19 protein-coding genes are annotated in these 16039 nt (G+C 71.8%); 3 read left to right on the top strand and 16 right to left on the bottom strand.

Annotation, left to right across the window (positions count from 1 at the left end; translation table 11 throughout):
- Positions 1-674: GntR family transcriptional regulator (locus ACODT5_RS46880; RefSeq protein ID WP_422525281.1), on the top strand; the 674-nt coding region annotated here is incomplete at its 5' end.
- A gap of 147 nt (positions 675-821) precedes the next feature.
- Positions 822-1193, top strand: coding sequence for a hypothetical protein (locus ACODT5_RS46885; RefSeq protein ID WP_422525282.1), 372 nt, complete (start codon positions 822-824; stop codon positions 1191-1193).
- Between the two features lie 429 nt (positions 1194-1622).
- Here ACODT5_RS46885 and ACODT5_RS46890 read toward each other — a convergent pair whose 3' ends face one another.
- The 3 genes from ACODT5_RS46890 to ACODT5_RS46900 form a co-directional block, all read right to left on the bottom strand.
- Complete coding sequence (locus ACODT5_RS46890; protein WP_422525283.1) at positions 1623-2102, bottom strand: hypothetical protein; 480 nt, start codon at positions 2100-2102, stop codon at positions 1623-1625.
- Between the two features lie 538 nt (positions 2103-2640).
- Positions 2641-2814 (bottom strand): hypothetical protein, encoded by a 174-nt coding sequence (locus tag ACODT5_RS46895; RefSeq protein ID WP_422525284.1) that lies wholly within the window; start codon positions 2812-2814, stop codon positions 2641-2643.
- Positions 2811-3299, bottom strand: a complete 489-nt coding sequence (locus tag ACODT5_RS46900; RefSeq protein ID WP_422525285.1) for a hypothetical protein — start codon at positions 3297-3299, stop codon at positions 2811-2813. The genes ACODT5_RS46895 and ACODT5_RS46900 overlap by 4 nt, the downstream gene beginning before the upstream one ends.
- Positions 3300-3449: 150 nt before the next feature.
- Here ACODT5_RS46900 and ACODT5_RS46905 point away from each other — a divergent pair, with 150 nt between their 5' ends.
- Positions 3450-3662, top strand: a complete 213-nt coding sequence (locus ACODT5_RS46905; RefSeq protein ID WP_422525286.1) for a hypothetical protein — start codon at positions 3450-3452, stop codon at positions 3660-3662.
- Between the two features lie 336 nt (positions 3663-3998).
- Here ACODT5_RS46905 and ACODT5_RS46910 read toward each other — a convergent pair whose 3' ends face one another.
- The 13 genes from ACODT5_RS46910 to ACODT5_RS46970 form a co-directional block, all read right to left on the bottom strand.
- Positions 3999-5966, bottom strand: coding sequence for a relaxase/mobilization nuclease domain-containing protein (locus ACODT5_RS46910; protein WP_422525287.1), 1968 nt, complete (start codon positions 5964-5966; stop codon positions 3999-4001).
- The gene (locus tag ACODT5_RS46915; RefSeq protein ID WP_422525288.1) at positions 5963-6352 is read right to left on the bottom strand and encodes a hypothetical protein; all 390 of its coding nucleotides are present in this window, start codon (positions 6350-6352) and stop codon (positions 5963-5965) included. The genes ACODT5_RS46910 and ACODT5_RS46915 overlap by 4 nt, the downstream gene beginning before the upstream one ends.
- A 511-nt stretch (positions 6353-6863) precedes the next feature.
- The gene (locus tag ACODT5_RS46920) at positions 6864-8561 is read right to left on the bottom strand and encodes a hypothetical protein (RefSeq protein ID WP_422525289.1); all 1698 of its coding nucleotides are present in this window, start codon (positions 8559-8561) and stop codon (positions 6864-6866) included.
- Between the two features lie 739 nt (positions 8562-9300).
- The gene (locus tag ACODT5_RS46925) at positions 9301-9657 is read right to left on the bottom strand and encodes a hypothetical protein (RefSeq protein ID WP_422525290.1); all 357 of its coding nucleotides are present in this window, start codon (positions 9655-9657) and stop codon (positions 9301-9303) included.
- Between the two features lie 51 nt (positions 9658-9708).
- Positions 9709-9981, bottom strand: coding sequence for a hypothetical protein (locus ACODT5_RS46930; protein ID WP_422525291.1), 273 nt, complete (start codon positions 9979-9981; stop codon positions 9709-9711).
- A 29-nt stretch (positions 9982-10010) separates the two neighbouring features.
- A complete protein-coding gene (locus ACODT5_RS46935; RefSeq protein ID WP_422525292.1) occupies positions 10011-10214 on the bottom strand; it encodes a hypothetical protein in 204 nt (67 codons plus the stop codon).
- Between the two features lie 12 nt (positions 10215-10226).
- Positions 10227-12059: a DUF2637 domain-containing protein gene (locus ACODT5_RS46940; protein WP_422525293.1), complete on the bottom strand. Its 1833-nt coding sequence runs from the start codon at positions 12057-12059 to the stop codon at positions 10227-10229.
- 170 nt (positions 12060-12229) lie between these two features.
- Entirely contained in the window at positions 12230-12397 is a 168-nt protein-coding gene (locus tag ACODT5_RS46945) for a hypothetical protein (RefSeq protein WP_422525294.1), read from the bottom strand.
- A 130-nt stretch (positions 12398-12527) separates the two neighbouring features.
- Positions 12528-12896, bottom strand: coding sequence for a hypothetical protein (locus ACODT5_RS46950; RefSeq protein WP_422525295.1), 369 nt, complete (start codon positions 12894-12896; stop codon positions 12528-12530).
- A gap of 179 nt (positions 12897-13075) precedes the next feature.
- Positions 13076-14248, bottom strand: a complete 1173-nt coding sequence (locus ACODT5_RS46955) for a hypothetical protein (RefSeq protein WP_422525296.1) — start codon at positions 14246-14248, stop codon at positions 13076-13078.
- Entirely contained in the window at positions 14245-14700 is a 456-nt protein-coding gene (locus tag ACODT5_RS46960) for a hypothetical protein (protein WP_422525297.1), read from the bottom strand. Before ACODT5_RS46960 ends, ACODT5_RS46955 begins: the two co-directional genes overlap by 4 nt.
- Positions 14697-15407 carry a hypothetical protein gene (locus ACODT5_RS46965; RefSeq protein ID WP_422525298.1) on the bottom strand — a complete coding sequence of 237 codons (711 nt, stop codon included), beginning with the start codon at positions 15405-15407 and terminating at the stop codon, positions 14697-14699. Before ACODT5_RS46965 ends, ACODT5_RS46960 begins: the two co-directional genes overlap by 4 nt.
- Positions 15404-15763, bottom strand: coding sequence for a WhiB family transcriptional regulator (locus ACODT5_RS46970; RefSeq protein WP_422525299.1), 360 nt, complete (start codon positions 15761-15763; stop codon positions 15404-15406). The genes ACODT5_RS46965 and ACODT5_RS46970 overlap by 4 nt, the downstream gene beginning before the upstream one ends.
- Positions 15764-16039 lie beyond the last annotated feature (276 nt).

A 16039-nucleotide genomic window follows, 5' to 3' on the forward strand; every position in this document is an offset into this window, starting at 1 on the left:
TGCCCTCACTCCGCGATGTCTGCAACATCCACGGCGTATCCATGAAGACCGCCGCGCGCGCGTTCCAGCAGCTCAAGAGCTGGGGCCTGACCATCGCCAAGGCGGGCGTCGGCACCATCGCCGCGGGGCCGGTCAGCGACAACATCGAGGGACGGGTTCGTACGTACGCGGCGACCGGCCGGGCTCTCGCCGTGGGGGAGAGCTCCAGGATTCTGGAGATCGGGACGGTCGCTGCGGACGAGATCGTGGCGGCCCGGCTGGAGATCGAGCCCGGAGCGCCCGTCGCGGTGCGCCGGCGGGTGGTCAGCCGCAACGGCGTGCCGGTGCACTACTCGTCCAGCTACTACCCCGCCTACGTGATCAGTGCGGTACCCGAACTCACCGAAACGGTGAGCACCGGCGGATCTCGTGAGCTCGCCGCCAAGCGGCTCGGCAGTCGCCAGAAGAGCGTCGTCGAGGAGGTGACCAGCCGTTATGCGACCGACGTCGAAAAGGACGCGCTGGGACTCACCGGCCAGGTGATCGTCACCCAGATCGTGCGCACCGTGCACCTGCGGGACCAACGCATCGTCGAGGTAGGCGTCAAGATCGTCAGCGCTTCGACGGTCCTGAAGTGGCGTACCGAACTCGACATCGACGACGAAGACCAGAGCGAGGAGCAAGCCCAGCCGTAGGCCTGCCCTTCCACGAGAAGCCCCCGCCGATTCGGTGGGGGCTTCGTCGGTTCCCCGCCTCGTCGATCACCCTCGGCGGGGACCATCCCGCATCTACGCTTGTCCTGCTGGCCGTTGACACCACCGGCCCGGGGGAGAGGACGCTCCATGCCGGACGAAGCGAAGAACGCGCTGGTCGCAAGGCGGATCGCGGAGCTCGAAGCGGAGCTCCACAAGTTCTCGATCCTGCTCTCGAACCTCCAGGAGTCCCCCGACAGCTCCGGCCACCGGTACGCGACGGAGCGGATCGAGGCCATCGTCGAGGAGATCGAGACCCTCAAGGCACCGCCGGTCGAGGATCAGCCGGCCAAGGACGCCCCGCCCGTGCACACGGTCCTCTTCGTGTTCGGCGTGATCCTCATCGTGTACGGGCTCGCCCAATCCGCATGGGGAGCCGTGGTGCTCGGCATCGGCCTCGCCGTGGCCTCCGCCGTGGCCAAGGTCAGGGCCACCACCACAGCTACTGACCACCGTCAGTAGTCCCCTGTTCCTACAGACGAGTGCAGGTCAGCGCGGTGGGCACCCCTCGTCAGTAGGTGCTCGTCAGTAGATCCGTCAGTAGATCCGCCCGGCCCCTGCCTGCGGCTCGACTGTGGGGCGCCTAACGTCAAATGGCATGCGCGGCCACCTCCGGACGGCGACCGCGGGCGCGCTGGGCGACTTAAAGACAGCAGCGGCGGGGGAGGGGTGCCCGGGTGCTGTCCGGTTTGCCGGACTTCCGGGTTGAGTTGGGCGCGGACCGTTCCCCCGCCGTCGACCCGAACGGCGCGTGAGGGGCACGGACGCCCCGGGAATGGGCTGGCGGGGAGCTGGCAGCTGCCGCGATGTGGCTGAGCCCGGCACTCTCGCGCCGCTCGTACACGCATCGTCGTGGCTGAGGACGGGTGCGGGTCCGGTGGGGCGGGCAGGTCACCCCTCGTCGTCGGCCTCGACCTCGACCTCGAACAAGCCCGGCTGCTGCTCGGCCTCCGGCACTATCCGACTGAAGGCGGCGAGCCAGCCCGCGTGGTCCCCGCCCGCGCGTCCGTACGGCGAGGGTTCCGCCGGCGGAAGCGGTATCGCCGACGTCGACATGGTGCTGCGACGCCTCGGCGCCTTGGGCGCGGGCAGCGGGACGATGACCGGGGGAGCGGCGGGAGGATCCGGCACCGCCGGGGCCGGAATCCACGCCACCTCCACCGGCTCCACCACGTCCTGGCCCTGCGGTTCGACGGGTGCCCCCGTACGGCGGTCCTCGAAGTTGCGCAGCATGTACGACTTCTGGCGGCACGCAGGACTGCACGTCTTGCGCCGGCGCCCCGCCCCCCGAGGCTGCTCGATCCGCTTCCCGCACACGTTGCAGGTCACCAGGTCGCCCGCGTCCTCGACCGCCGGGTCTCTCTCGCTCATGCCCGCCAGTCTCCCATTTCGTCACTGACGAACCGTCCATTTCGTCACTTACGAAACCGGGGTCCGGGCCTTACGTCAGTGACGAAATGAGGCGATCGTCAGTGACGAAAAGAAGACGCCCCCGGGGCGGAGAGGGTGGCCCCGGTCCTCCTACGCGCTGACCTGCGGCGATGCCGGGCACCCCCGGGCGCACTTTTTGACGTGGCTGGCTTGTCATCGCAGGTCAGGTCTTGGTTCGCGTCTTGCCCGACCGTGGTAGGTCGGCAAGCCACCGCCACATCAGCGGGCAGGACAAACCGCATCACAACCACATCGGCGCCACGTCACGGGTAAGCCCCGCCACATCGGCGGCAAGCCGCGCCACATCGCGGGGAAGTCGCGCAGGCGGGCATCACGCACGCGGGCGTGCGGTCCGGCAGGAAGGAAGCCACCCAACCGGCGTCCGTCCCGGCCTGGCTCGCCGTGTACGTCATCGGCCCCGCCTGTACGTCTGCGAGATGACGTACGTACGTGAACGAGGGCCAGGAGCACAGGCTGCTCAGTCGTCGTCGTCCCATTCCTCGGCGATGCACTGTCCGCACATGCCGTACGGGGCGGTGTCCGCGATCCTCTGGCCGCAGCGGCAGCGCAGGACGTCGTCGTCGGCCTCGTCGGTTGTCGAGTCGGCCGAGAGGACGCAGGCCTGCGTCTCGCCGCACGGGTCCGTGCTCACGACACCGGGGGGAGCGGGATCGCGATGGACGCGACGATGCCGTCCATGGCGTCGTTGAGGACCGCCTCACGCTCGCCGGGCTTCATCGCGGTGAGCACCGTGGTGGCGCCCTTGGCGTCGAGGGAGAACGCCGCAGCCTCCGGGCCGGCCCCTGGTACGCGGGGCAGCTTGACGCGCCGCAGGGCCTTACGCGAGGGCGGGCTGATGGCCGGGCCGCCGTTGGGGCCGAACAGCTCCAGCGCGGTGTCCGGGATCGAAGCGCCCAAGGTCACCCAGCGGTTGAGGGTGCCGATCACCCAGGTGGTGAACAGCCGCCCGAAGTCATCGGTGAGCGTCACGGACACCTCGGTGATCAGGCGGTCCTGGCACGGCAGGCACCGGTCCAGCCCCGCGGCAACCAGCCTGTCGCAGCGCTCGGAGTGCCAGGAGTCCTCATCCTCCGGCAGCTGGTGAACGCCGTCCTTCTCGCAGATCTGCGTCGTCATGCTCAGCACCGTAGCGACACCGCCAGCCGAACAGCCTTCGAACTGATCCCCCACACCTAGGCATTCTTCAATTCGTCGGCCCTGTCGACCTTCCGTGCCTCGTCACCAGGGCAAACTCGCCGGTGCGAGGGGCCGTGCAGACTGGCCTGCATGAGCACCACACGTCGCCGCCTCGGGCCGGGGCCGGCCACCGGAATGTCCACGAGTTCCAGCACCACCACACTGCGGCTCCTTCCCGTCGAACGGGTCGGCGGGGACGGCCTGGTCGACGTCGTCGACGAGGGCCAGGCGGTGGTGGAGCTGCGGGGCCGGCGGGTCCTTGGGCCGGGCTTCTCGGCGCCGGAGGGTCCCGCAGAGAAGTAGTCGGCGCGCCTGGCCCCCTTGTCCTAGGTCTGTGACCTGCGGGTTCTCCTCGACACCCCTGGTTTGAAAGGGGACTCGAAACGGGACCCGAAAGAGGACCCCGAACGGGACCCGAAACGGGACTCCAAAGGGGACTCGAAACGGGACCCCGCCGACCGGACCCCGGCCACGGGCCCGGGTGGGCGGTGTCGTTCGGCGCGGACGGTCCGCGGTACGACGAGACCTCGCGCGCCGGGCGATGCCGACCTGCGCAGGGGTCTGGGGGCGGCGAAGCCCCCAGCACCCACCGGCGTTCAGCGACTAAACACCCACCGGCCTGTTCCCGGGGGAACAGCGTCAGCGTCCGCCTCGCTTGGGGCCTCCGCCCCTGGTCGGAGGCTTGCCTCGTAGGTGCGGGGGTTGTTCGGATGCCGCTCCGGTGTACCGGCGGCTGGTGCCGGCCTTCTTCGCCTTGGGCGCCGCGGCCGTGTTGCGGGCGTAGGCGGTGCGGGCCTTGTCCTCGACCTTCGTCTTCTCCTCGGGCATCGCGTCGCGCAGGGCCTGCTCCTGGAGGATGACCTGGATCTGCTTCTCCACCGTGGCGATCTCGCCGGTGAGCCGCTCGACGTCCTGGCGGCCGTTGAATCGCCTGGCCTTGCCGTGGACCTGGTCCTGCTGCTGCGCGTCGCCGACGAGCTGGGGCCAGTCGGTGCGCAGCTGGGCGAGGTCGGCTGCGGGGTCGCGCAGGCCGGTCTCCGTACGGGCCGCCTGCGAGGCCTTGCTCGCCGCGGTGAGGGCCTTCGCCTCGACCTCGACGTGCTGCTCGACCTCGCCGCTCGCGTCCTTGACCCTCTGGGTCTCGGTCGCCCTGTTGCTGCCGAGCCGCCACAGCTCCCACCTCGACATGTCCTTGCGGGTGTCGGCCTGCCGCCACACCTTGCGGGCCTCGTCGGCGGCCTCCTTCGCCGCGTTCGCTCGGCCCATGTGCTTCTCGGCTGCCGTGAGGTGGGGCTCGGCCTTCTCCAGCCGGTCCAGACGCTGGTGGAGCTCCTGGACGTGGGGGCCGGTGATCTGGCCGGTGGCGATGGAGTCCCCTGCGGTGATCTCCGCCTCCGCCTGCGCCTTCTCCCTGATCAGGGTGCGCAGGTCTGCCGCCTTGCTCTGGCCCTCGGCGGCCAGGGCGTTGCGGCTGAGCTTGCCGTACGGCCGCTGGATGCCGTCCGCCCAGAACGGAGTGCGCGGGGCCGGGACGGGGACCGCCTCGGCGGGCACCGGCTCTCCGGCCCGGATCGCCCGCCACTGCGCGAGGAGGGCTGCGGCCGGGTCGGTGCGGGCCGCCGGCTGTGCGGGCTCGGGCACGATGCCGCGCTCGGCCTGGCCCCGGCGCAGGATGTCGGCGGCGCGCTCGGCTCCGGCGGCAACCTGCTTGGGGGTCAGGCTCTGCAGGCGGGTCGAGGACTTGAGGCGGGCCGCGGCAACGGACACCGCGCGCGGCTCGGGGACCTTGGGCGCAGGCTCCTTGGGCGTCGGGGCCTCGATGACCGGGCGCAGGTCTGCCCACCGAAGATCCCGAGCGACCTTCGACGCGGGGACCCACACCTGGGCGTCCGACGGGTCGGTCCAGCCCTCCAGCGTGAACGAGTACCCGTTCATCCGGCCCGTCGATGCCACGTTCGCCCGGAAGGACACCCCGGCGTCGGCCAGGCCGGACTCGAAGGCCTCGCGCCCGAGTCCGCGGCTGGCGTCCCGGACTTCGCGGACGATGCGGCGGAGCTCCTCCCGCTCGGGCGGCGCCGCACCATCAAGACCGCGGCCGCGACGCTGGGCGGCCTGGCGCTCGTTGTTGCGGACCTCGGGGCCCTCGGGGCGGAAGCGGTCGCGGGCACGGACCAGGCCGTGCTCCTGCTCCAGGCGGTCGGCGATCTCGCGGGCGCGGCGGAAGTCCCACCGGTCGGTGAGCAGAGAACCCGCCCAGTCGACGCGGGACACGGTGAGGTGGATGTGGTCGTCGCCGTGGCGGACCGCGACCCACGGGGCGCCGGCGAACCCCATGCCCTTGATGAAGTCCTCGGCGATCCGGCCCCACTGACCATCGGGGAGGATCCCGTCCTCGTCCGGGAGCGACAGGGAGGTCCGCCAGATCGGCGCCTTGATCTCCGGGCGCTGGCGGGCGGTGTGGTCGATCGCGCGCGCGACCTGGAGGGGCGTGCCGGTCACGTTGCCCGCGACGATCCGGGGGTTGAGGTGCTCGTCCCTCCGGCCGGGGCCGAAGTCGTAGATGAGCGCGCCGACGGCCTTCTTGCCCTTGGTGATGTTGGCGATCACTCGGAGTCCGACGGTTCCATGGGCTCGATGCCTCGCAGGGCGAGGGCCGCGTTCCCGACCTCCCACAGCGCGCTCTCCACGGCCTGGTGGAGGTGTCCGTCCTGGTGCGAGTAGCGCACGAGCTGGTTCAAGTTGGCGCCGATGCGGCACAGCTCGTCGTACGCGGCCTGGCTCACGGGCGGGAGCTCCGCCGGCCTTCGCTCGGTGCCCGGCGGCTGGTCGCCTCCGACCTCGGCCAGCCGGTCCTCGACCACCGCGCGGACCCACGCGCCCAGCTCCCGGCGGCCGGACTCGACCCGGGCCTCGTCCCAGCGTTCGCGTTCCTCGTCGTTGAGCCGTACCGACACGGTGTGCCCGCGCTTGGTCCCCGGCGTACCCCGTGCCATCCCGCCCCCTCGTACCGGTGTCTCTCACCGAGAGACACCACAGGGCAGTCGCCAATTGGCGACTGCCCCACAAGTCGTACCACCTGCGGATGTCCGCACCGCTTGCGGGGCGGGCTCGGTGCCAGGGGCCGCGACTGCGGCCACGGCCACCGTCCCGCCGGGCGGCCCGCAGGGCCGCGTGCGGGACCCGACCACCGGACCCTGGCCACCACGGGCGCGGCCGTCCGCGCCCAGCCGTGCGGCCCCCTCGGGGCCGCCGGCGGACCGCCCCCTCGGGGCGGTCCTCCCCCCGCAAGCGCAGCGCGCGGGGCGAGGTGCCAGTAAGCGAAGCGCACTGGCATACCTCGCTGCCGAGATTGGGTGCCGCCAGGAGAGTCAGGTGCGACTCAGCGGCACCCTCTCGGCCTGGACGCTCCCGCACCCGGTCACCCGCCTCAGCCACTCCCCGATCGGAGCCCCCGGGCTCCGATGACCGGCGCTCGCGCCGGTCGCTCCCGATCACCACCGGCCCTCACGCGGTCTCGTCCCATCCGGTCGACTGGCGGACGCGCTCCAGCGCGGCCTGCGTCGCCTCGACGTCGCGGGCCTTCCGAAGCTCGGTGACGAACTTGGCGTGCGCGGTACGGCGCTTCGCCTGCTCGGTCAGCGGGTCGCGGCCCTCAGCTCGGACGGCCTCCTCCTCGATGAGCGACTGCCGAATCTGGGTGGCCTCAGCCCACTCGGCCGGGGTGCGGGAGGCGGGGATCATGTCGGCGGCGGCGAGCCGGGCGGTGTGCGCCTGGGCACGGTCGGCGCCCAGCTTGAGCGTGCGCAGGCTGGTGCGGACGTTCTCGCCGAAGTGGCTGGCGAGCCAGTAGTCGGTTCCTTGGACGAGGCCCCAGTCGTCCAGGAGCGCGAGGACGCCCGGCAGGCCCCCGGCGGGTCCGGCGAGGCGGATGTCGGCTCGGCCGCCACGGCGTCGGGCGACCCTCTTCGCGTACGCGCCCATGGCCACGTACACGTCCTGGGTGGGCTTGGGCGTCTCCTCCTCGGCGTTGGCGACCTCCTCGTCCGTACGGTCGTCGGGGTCGATGCCGAGCATCTCGTCCAGCATCCGTTCCAGACCATGGCTCCAGGTCAGGCACCTGCGGCCCTTCGTGGCGCGCTCGTACTCCCTCCAGCGCAGGAGCGACCGGCGGTCCCCGCCGGCGGCGTCGGCGGCGATCTGGAACGGGACCCTGCCCTTGGCCCCGCGGGCGGACTTGAGGTCGCCGCGGGTCATCTCCGACGCGAGGTCCCGGGTGACCACGGTCTCGTCCTCCTGGGCCTCCTGGACCTTGGCGAGGTACCGGGCGAGCGTCTGGGCGCCCGCCTTCGACCGGTCGGCCGGGTCGACGCGGACAGCGCCACCCTTGCCGTTCTGGCCCCGGGCGGGCTTGGGGAAGCCAACGGCCGCGCAGCGCTTGACCCACCGGTCGAACAACTCCTGCTCCAGCTCCTCGGCGGCGGCCCGGGTCGGCGGCTCGTCGGTCCAGAGCAGGGCGTGGATGTGGGAGTTCCACCCGTTCTTGCCGTCGGTGATCTCCACCGTGCGGGTGGTGCCCGCGATGCCGTGACGGTCCCGGAAGCCCTTGCGCCACACGACCAAGCGGCCCTTGACCTCCTTCGGCATGATCTCGTCGGGCTCCGGGAACCTCGGGTCGTCCGCCCAGTGGTGCCGGTCCTCCCACAGGACCGGGGCCTTCTTCCGGGTGACCATCTGCCCGACCCACCAAGCACCTTGGGCGATACCGTGCCAAGCCTCCATGAGCTGGGACAACTGCCCCATCTGGACCGGGCACGCCTTCCCGCACTCGCACTCGGACTTCCGTGCGCAGGGTGAACCCGCCGCGATCCGGTCCTCCAGACGGACGTTGGCCCAGTGCTGCACGGTCAGGGTCAGCATGTAGATGCCGTGGCCGTCCTCCAGCCAGACCAGGGAGCGGGCGCCGAGCCGGTCGGATCGCTGGCTGCGGACGACGGCGGCGCAGCGGGGGCAGGACCACACCGAGCCGCAGCTGACGGTGCCGCCGGTGGTGACCTTGCCGTCCGGGCCCACCGAGATCTTCACCGCGACGTCCAGGCCCGTGACCTGGCACATCTTCACGCTGGGCAGCTGCGTGATGCGTTGGATCTCGTCGCGCAGGCGGAGCCGCCAGTCCTCGCGGTCACCGTTCGCCGCTTTGTGCACCACTGGTGCATCGGCGCTGCTCAGCGCCTCGGACGAAACTCTGCTCCATCTGTTACCAAGCCGCCCGCCGTCTGCGGCTGGTGCCGTCTCGTCCGCGCGGCCTGAGTGGGGCTGGGGGGCGGTGGCGTAGGCGGCGTAGAAGACGCTGGCGGCGTCTGTGGGGTCCGGGACGAAGGGAGTTCGGCGGGAGGCCCGCCGGTCCGCCCGTCCGGCCTCACGGGCCAGACGGCGGGCTCGGCCTGCGGCGCGGGCGGCGTCCTGGCGGGCCTTGAGGCCGGCGCGGGCAGCGGCGCGGCCCTCGGGGGTGCGGAGCGGGTCGTCCAGCTGGCTGCGGCGGTCCGCGCGCGGGTCGCGGTCAACGGCAGGGAGCTGGGGGGCAAACGCGGATACACCCGACGTATCGGTCGGGTGATCGTCTCCGGAACGTGCCGGGAGAGGTGTTGCGGGACGGCTCGTCCCGGGTACGCTGATCAAAGCGTTGGGTCCTTGCTGGTCGCCTGAGAAACGAAGTAAGGGTCCGCGCGGGGCGTTGCCGGAGGGTCGAATTTCCGGTGGCGCCCCGTTTCTTTTGCGGGGTGTTCTGTTGTGTCGTTGATCCTTTCGCAATTCGGCGGGGATATCCACCGGCACGGCGAAAGAACCAGCAGCCATCTCGCGTAGCGAACGAACGGCCCGTGACGATTCCTGCGTCACGGGCCGTTCTTTTGTTACTGCGCGTCAGGCCAGAGACCCGGTACGGCTATTCGTTGTACGCGACGGCGCCGAGGCCGGACTGGGCGCGGTCGAGGGCCCCGCGGAGGGTGTCGGCGGCTCCGGCCGCGATGGTGAGGCCGGCGTACGCGGCCTCCAGGTCGGCGGCGAGGGTGTTGCGGTCGCTCTTGAGGTGGCCCTCGGCCTCAAGGCGCTTGAGGAGCTTGGCGATCTGCTCGACGGCCTGCGGGAGCATCCCGGCCATGTACGAGAGGTTGCCGACGACGCTGTACGCGTCGCCCGGGTACTCCCAGTCGGGGCGGGGGCTGCCGAGGGTGGCGTGGTTGAGGGCGCGGATCGCGTCGCCGGCGGTGTCGGCGAGCTGGGCGGGGGTCTTGTCGGTCATGGTCAGATCCTTTCAGCCGGGTGTGACAGGGCAGGTGGGAATGCCGTCGAGTCAGGAACGCGGGCCGGGCTCGTTCCGCAGGGCGTCGGCCAGCCACGGGAACGGGTGGACCGTGCTGGCGGCTTCACGTACGCGGGTGGCCGCGCCGACGACCGTTCCGGGCTCGACCTGTCCGTCGTAGAGCGCGGCCAGGAGCGTGGCCCCGTGGTTCTCGCAGGCCGTGGTGGCGGCGCCTTCCCTGTCCACGATGGTGACGGCGTCCTTCGGGCCGATGCAGTCGGTGAGGTCCTCGTCGTCGGCGGCGTTGCAGCGGGTGGTGGTCATGTCGGTCTCCTGCCTGTCCGGTTGGGTGGTCACTCGGCGGTGGGGTCGAAGAGGGTGGCCTGGCCGCGCGTCGAGGAGATACCCCTCTTCCGCAAGGCCGCGTACTCGTGGGCGACCCAGGCCGGGGTGGCCCGGCCGTTCAACAGCTTCACCGCGACGGACTCGGCGAGGCCGGAGATGTAGGCGTCGTGCACTATGGCGCGGGCCGCGTCGACGCTGATGGTCTCGGTCATGGTCTGGGCCTCCTACTGCTGCTGGGTGGCGATGTCGGGGTCGAACGAGCTGTGGTGGTTGTAGCCACGGAAGATGAGCTCCAGGGCCTCGGTCTTGTACTCGGACGCGGTGCCGGTCGAGGTGATGCCTACCGCCGCGGCGATGTCCGCGTTGGTGAGCGGGGAGGCGTCCCTGAGGAACGCGGCGAGCTCCGCCGGCGTCTTGCCCACGGTCTCGTCCGGCTCGACGGAGTCGAGGATCATCCGGGCGACGATGCGGACGCGGCGCTGGCGCTGGCTGAGTCCGGCGAGGTCGTCGGCTTCGACCGCGCGCAGGACGGCCTGCGCGGTGCGCTCGCGGGCTTCGGCTGTGGCGGCCTGGGCTTCGGCGATCTGCTGCTCGGCGACGGCGAGCTTCGCGGACTCCTCGGCGACCTTCGCGGACGCGGCCTTGAGCTTCGCGGACTCTTCGGCAGCGAGGCGGTCGGCTTCGCGGGCACGGCGGATCGCGTCGGCCTTCTTCGCGGACTCCTGGGCGAGCGTCGCGGACGCGGCCTCTTCCTTCGCGCGCTCGGCGGCGACCTTCGCGGACGTCTCGGCGAGTGCTTCGGCGGCGGCCACGCGCTCGGCCTCGTCGGCGGCGCGCTGGGCGGCGGTGGTGGCGGTCGTCGCCTGGATCTCGGCGGTGGCGACCGCGGCTTGTGCCCGGTGCGTCGCCGATCGGGACTGTCCGTCGACCGTGGCCTTCAGCTCGGCGAGCTCGCCGTGCTGGCGGGTCTCCTCCGCCTCCTTCGCGAGGGCGTCCATGCGGGCCTGGTGGGCGTCCTCGCGGTCCTGGCGCTCCCGTTCGCGCTGCTCGGCGGCTTCTTCCTGGGCGCGTTCGCGCTGGCGCTTCTGCTCGGCACGCTCCTCGTCGCGGTCTTGCTGCTTGCGCTGCTCCTCGCGCTTGCCCTCGGCCTGCTGGCGCTCGGCCTCCTGCTCCTGCTCCTGCTCCAGCCGCATCGCCGGGATGGCGCGGGCGGCGTCGACGGAGACTCCGTACGGGGCCAGGAGCGCGGGCATCCGGTCGAGGACGGCGGCCCGGTCCTCGGCTGTGCCTCCGGCGTACAGGGCTCGCTCCGCCTGCCAGACGCGGTAGATCTCCAGCTCACGGACGTGGACCCGGGCCTGGGCGTAGGGGACGGGGTAGGTCTTCGAGTGCCGGAAGATCTTCCAGGTGGCGCCGAAGTTGAGGGCCCACTCGGCGAGGGTCAGTGCCTGCTCGGCGTCCAGGCCCGCCTCCAGCCGGGCGGTGCGGGCGATGGCCCACCGGGCGACCTCGGTCAGGATCACGTACGCGATCGGCATCATGGCGTGGCCCAGGAGCCGCCCGAAGTCCTGCCCGAACGCCTCGGTGAGGCTGGGCGATCCGGGCAGGCCGTCCACGGCCGCGCTGACGTTGAGCGCGATGGTGACCCCGGTCAGGGCGTGCGCCGTGACCTGGACCCAGGGACGGCCCATCCGGCGCCAGGCGAGGACCAGGCCCGCCGTGTAGAGCGCGATGATCAGGCCGTCCACGCCGAGGGGGAAGGCGTAGGACTGCCAGCCGGTGAAGCCCCAGGCGACGGCGGCGCTGCGGAGCGCTCCGTAGGAGAGGGCGAAGCCGACGCCGGCGGCCGTGAGTCCGGCGAGGACGGCCACGACGGTGAGCGGGATCATCAGCCACAGGTGCCGGGACTTCGGCTTGTCCTCCGGCTCCTCGCCGGTCTCGGCGATGGTCCGCGACGGTTCGGCCGAAGTCCGCGACGGTGCGGTGGATGTGGGCGATTCGGCTTCGGGTCGGGCGGGGGCCGGGACCCGCAGGTCGGGCTCCAGGGTAGTCGTCACGTGTCTCCTTGGTGCAGTGGGCGAAGGGGTCCCGGGCGGAGCCGAAGCGTCCGCCCGGGGGGTTCGGTCATGGTCCCTGCGGATCCCCGGTTGACGAAACGAGTTCGAATCCGGGGGTGTCGGCCGGTGGCGCTGCCCGCCGGCGGCGGGTGCCTTCCTGGCCGAGGGGGTCAGGCGCGGGACAGGTGCGCGGAGGTCTGGGCCGCGAGGGCGGCGGCGGCGCGGGCGGCCTCGGCGAGGGACTCGGCGGCGGCGCTGCTGGCCTGTATGGCGGCCTGGTTGGCGATGCGGGCCTGCTCCATCGCGAGGGCTGCGGCCTGGCGTTCGGCTTCGCTCATCGGGCACCGCCGAGGGGGGCCAGCATGATCTGGGATGCCATGATGTGGGCTCCATCTCTTCTGGGGTGGTCGCCCGTCCCGGGGTTGCTTGGTAGGTGGCCCGGGGCGGGCATTTCTGCTGTTCGGAGGGTCAGCCGCCGCAGGGGAAGATGCCGTCGACGTCGGCGAACTGGTGCCGGACGTACCCGGCCATCGCGCCCCAGCCGCCGCTGTGCGTACCGCTGGTGATCTGCCGGACCCACACCAGGCCCGGGTCCGAGGGGTGGCAGCCCTGGATGCTGGCCTCGTCCTCGGTGCCCATCGCGCCGAGGATGGTCGTGCCGTCCTCAGCTCGCAGCAGCAAGCCGCCCGTGCCGGCCTTCGCGCTGAGGTCCACGGTCGGACCCTCGTAGTGGACGTAGCCGGGGGCGGGGCTCTTCTCCGGCAGGGTCGTCACGGCCGCGCCGGTGCCGAGCGCGGCGGCGAGGACGGTTCCGGTGATCTTGGCGGCGAGAATCATCAGGTGCTCCTTCTGGGGTGGTCCCGGGGCTGCTTGGTAGGTGGCCCGGGACGGGGATTTCGGGGGCCCGATCCCCTTGCGGGACGGGCGGGTTGGGCGTGTAGCCGGACCTGTAGCCGGGCCGTAGACGACCCAAGGCCGGTTTGTAGAACCGCAGGTGAGACGGCCTGTAGCCGCGTCTACGCGGTGTCCTGGGTCGACCCCTGGGAGGGGTCGGGGGAGAGCGGCTGAACCAACCGGAGACGGGGCCCCGGCACACCCCCCGCGACCACCCCGCCGGGCACCCCGGACGGGGCCTCGGCGGGGGCCCGGACGGGGGCCTCGACCGGGGTCTGAGCGGGGGTCTGGACGGGGGCCGGCGGAGGCGTTTCGACGGTGGTCGGGTACATGTTCCGGAAGGCCACCGAGACGCTCGATCCGAGCACTCCGGCGAGCTCCTCGACCTTGACCCCGTAGTCGACTTCGCTCCCCAGCGGCGGCACGCCCTTGGGCTGGCGGGTGGACTTGGCGACCGGGACCTTGGACGCCTCCAGCCAGTCCCTCATGTCCTTCTTGGTCATCGCGCCGGGGGAGAGGAGGCCAGCGGCCTCCGCCGAGGCAATCAGGGAGACGACGTGCAGTCCCCCCTTGCCGCCGTACTCGTCCTCCAGCTGGGCCAGCCGCGCCAGGATGTGCCGCTGGAGCTTCTGGCCGGGGGAGAGGTACGTCCTGGCCGTATCGGCGTCGTCCTCGACGTCGTCGTCCAGGTCCTCCTCGATGTCGTCTCGGTCGGCGTCGTCCTCCAGGTCCTCGTCCTCGAACTCCTCGTCGGGGTCGTCGCCCTGGTCCTCCTCGACCTTGGCAACGGGCAGGGGAGGAGCGAGCATCAGGGCGGCCGCGACCCAGGCCAGTCCCCCGGCGGTCAAGATCAGCGGCTGCTGCGGGGCGAGCGCGGTGACGGCGGCCTCGCCGACGAGCATCCACGCGGCGTACAGGCCACCGGCGCCGATGGCTGCGCCGATGCCGAGGATGCCCGCCGTGTCGCCGCGTCCCCGGATCACCGGGGCAACGGGCGGCGCGGTGGCCGTCTCCGGGTCGAGGTGCTCCTCGTCCTCGTCCTCCTCGGGCTCCTCGCCTGCGGCGGCCTTCTTGCGGCGGCGCGCGCGGCGGGCCTTGAGACGGGCCTCGACCTTCTTCTTCGCGGCCTTGTCCGCCTCCTCCTGCTTCTCGGCGGTGGCGGCCGGGTCCTGCGCGGCCATGTCCCAGGCCCAACTCGCGGCGATGGGCAGGCAGCGGCAGATCTTGCCGCCGAGGATCATGGAGCCCGAGACCAGCGCGGTCAGCGTGGGGCCGATGCCCTGGAGGCGGCTCACAGGGCACCTACCGCGTTCGCCGCCATGAGGATGCCGTTGTAGACGATGCCCCAGATCCCGCCCGCGTTGGCGTAGATGACCCCGGCCCCGATGCCGAGGGCCGCGGGGATCCACATTTTTTTCCACTCGAAGAGGAAGATCACGCAGGTCAGGGCGAGGGCGGTGCCGCCGAGGGACATGTTGCCGAACGTGCCTCCGGCGATGAGGGACTTGGGGATCTCCGCCGCAGCGCTGGAGAGCTGGCTGAGCGCGGCGCCCGCCGTGGCGGACAGCACCCCCAGGCCGATCCCCAGGCCACCGGCCTTGTCCCGGTTCAACTTGACGCGCTTCGAGCCGCGCAGTCCGGCCAGCAGCACAATGCCGTTGGCGAGGGCGATGCCGGAGGTTCCGGCTCCTCCGAGGCCTCCGCCGGCGGCGAGCACCACGTCGGTGGCGATGGTCAGGCTGTTCACAGCAGTGCTCCAGGTGCGTAGAGGAGGGAGGAGGTGATGACGGTGGCGAGCGGGATGCGGGCCAGCCACCGGAGCGGGCGGCGCCATGCGGCGGCCCGGGATTCGAGGAAGGTCCAGCACAGGGCGCCCGCGCCCCCGGCCACGATCAGCGGGGCGAGCAGGGTCGACCACGGGTCGGACCAGGCCAGGAACTCGGCCACGAGCGGCGCGGTGCCCTGGCCCCAGTACGCGGCGCCCACGGCCGCCCCGATCGGCGCGACGGGGGAGAACGGCCCCAGCAGCCACCGGAGCGGGCGCATGATCCGGTAGGCGCCGTATCCAGCGACGAGGGTGATGGCGAACGCGGTGCAGTTCGGGATCGCGCCCATCACCGCGCCCATCACCGGCTCGGCACCCCGCAGGGTCCCGGTCGCGGGGAAGAGCAGCAGGTGCCCGGCGAGCGCGGCCGTGCCGTTGTACGCGGCCCAGCGCAGCCGGGGGTTGGAGACGGCGGTGACGACGGCCGCCTCGACCTCTCCGGCGAGCGCGGCCGGGGTGGTCTGGCCCCGGAGGGCCGCGAGGGTGGCCGCGCCGAGGCGGACCTTCTCCGGCTTCTTGGCCTTCTTCGCCTTCTTCCGGCTCTTCTTCGCCTGGGCCGGGATCGGGGCCGGCGCGAGGCGGGCCTTCCTCTTCGTACGGCGCGCGGCGGCCGTGGTGCCCGCGCTCACAGCCGACCCTCCCGCTCCAGCGCCAGGTACAGCGCCCGTCGCTCGGACTGGCGCAGACCCGCCCGGACCCCGTTGATCTGGAAGACGGACGGGACCTCGCCCATCTCGCCGACCAGGCAGGACGCCATCAACGGGCAGCCCTCGCACATGGCCAGGGCGATCCGCTCGGCGTGGTTCGGCGGCTGGGACAGCCCCGACGCGTGGATCTCCGGGAAGAACGCCTCCGGGTCCACGGTCGAGCAGACGGCCACGGTCCCCTCCGGGACCGGCCGAACGGTCCGGGCGAACATCCGGTAGCGGACCACGAGTTCGTCCGTCCCGGGGCGAGCGGTGTGCCGTAAGGCAGCCGTACCCATGGCAAATCCTCCCCATTTACTGGGATTTGACGACCCGTCGGGCCGTCCCGATGCCATGAAGGTACAGCACTGGACCCGAAAAGGTCCAGCACTGAATCCAGTGCTGTACCTATGGCGGGGAGTGGTCTACCGTCGGGGGTACACAGCTGGACTCGAAGGGGGTCTAGCAGGCACCACAAAGGAGAGCAGCGATGGCCGAAGGCGAGGGCTACGCGAGCATTGCCGCGTACTACGCCGACCGGATCCGGACGGGCGCGATCCCCGAGGGCGAGCAGC

Origin of the sequence: Streptomyces tatrensis (assembly GCF_049310065.1) — a bacterium.
GTDB lineage: Bacteria > Actinomycetota > Actinomycetes > Streptomycetales > Streptomycetaceae > Streptomyces.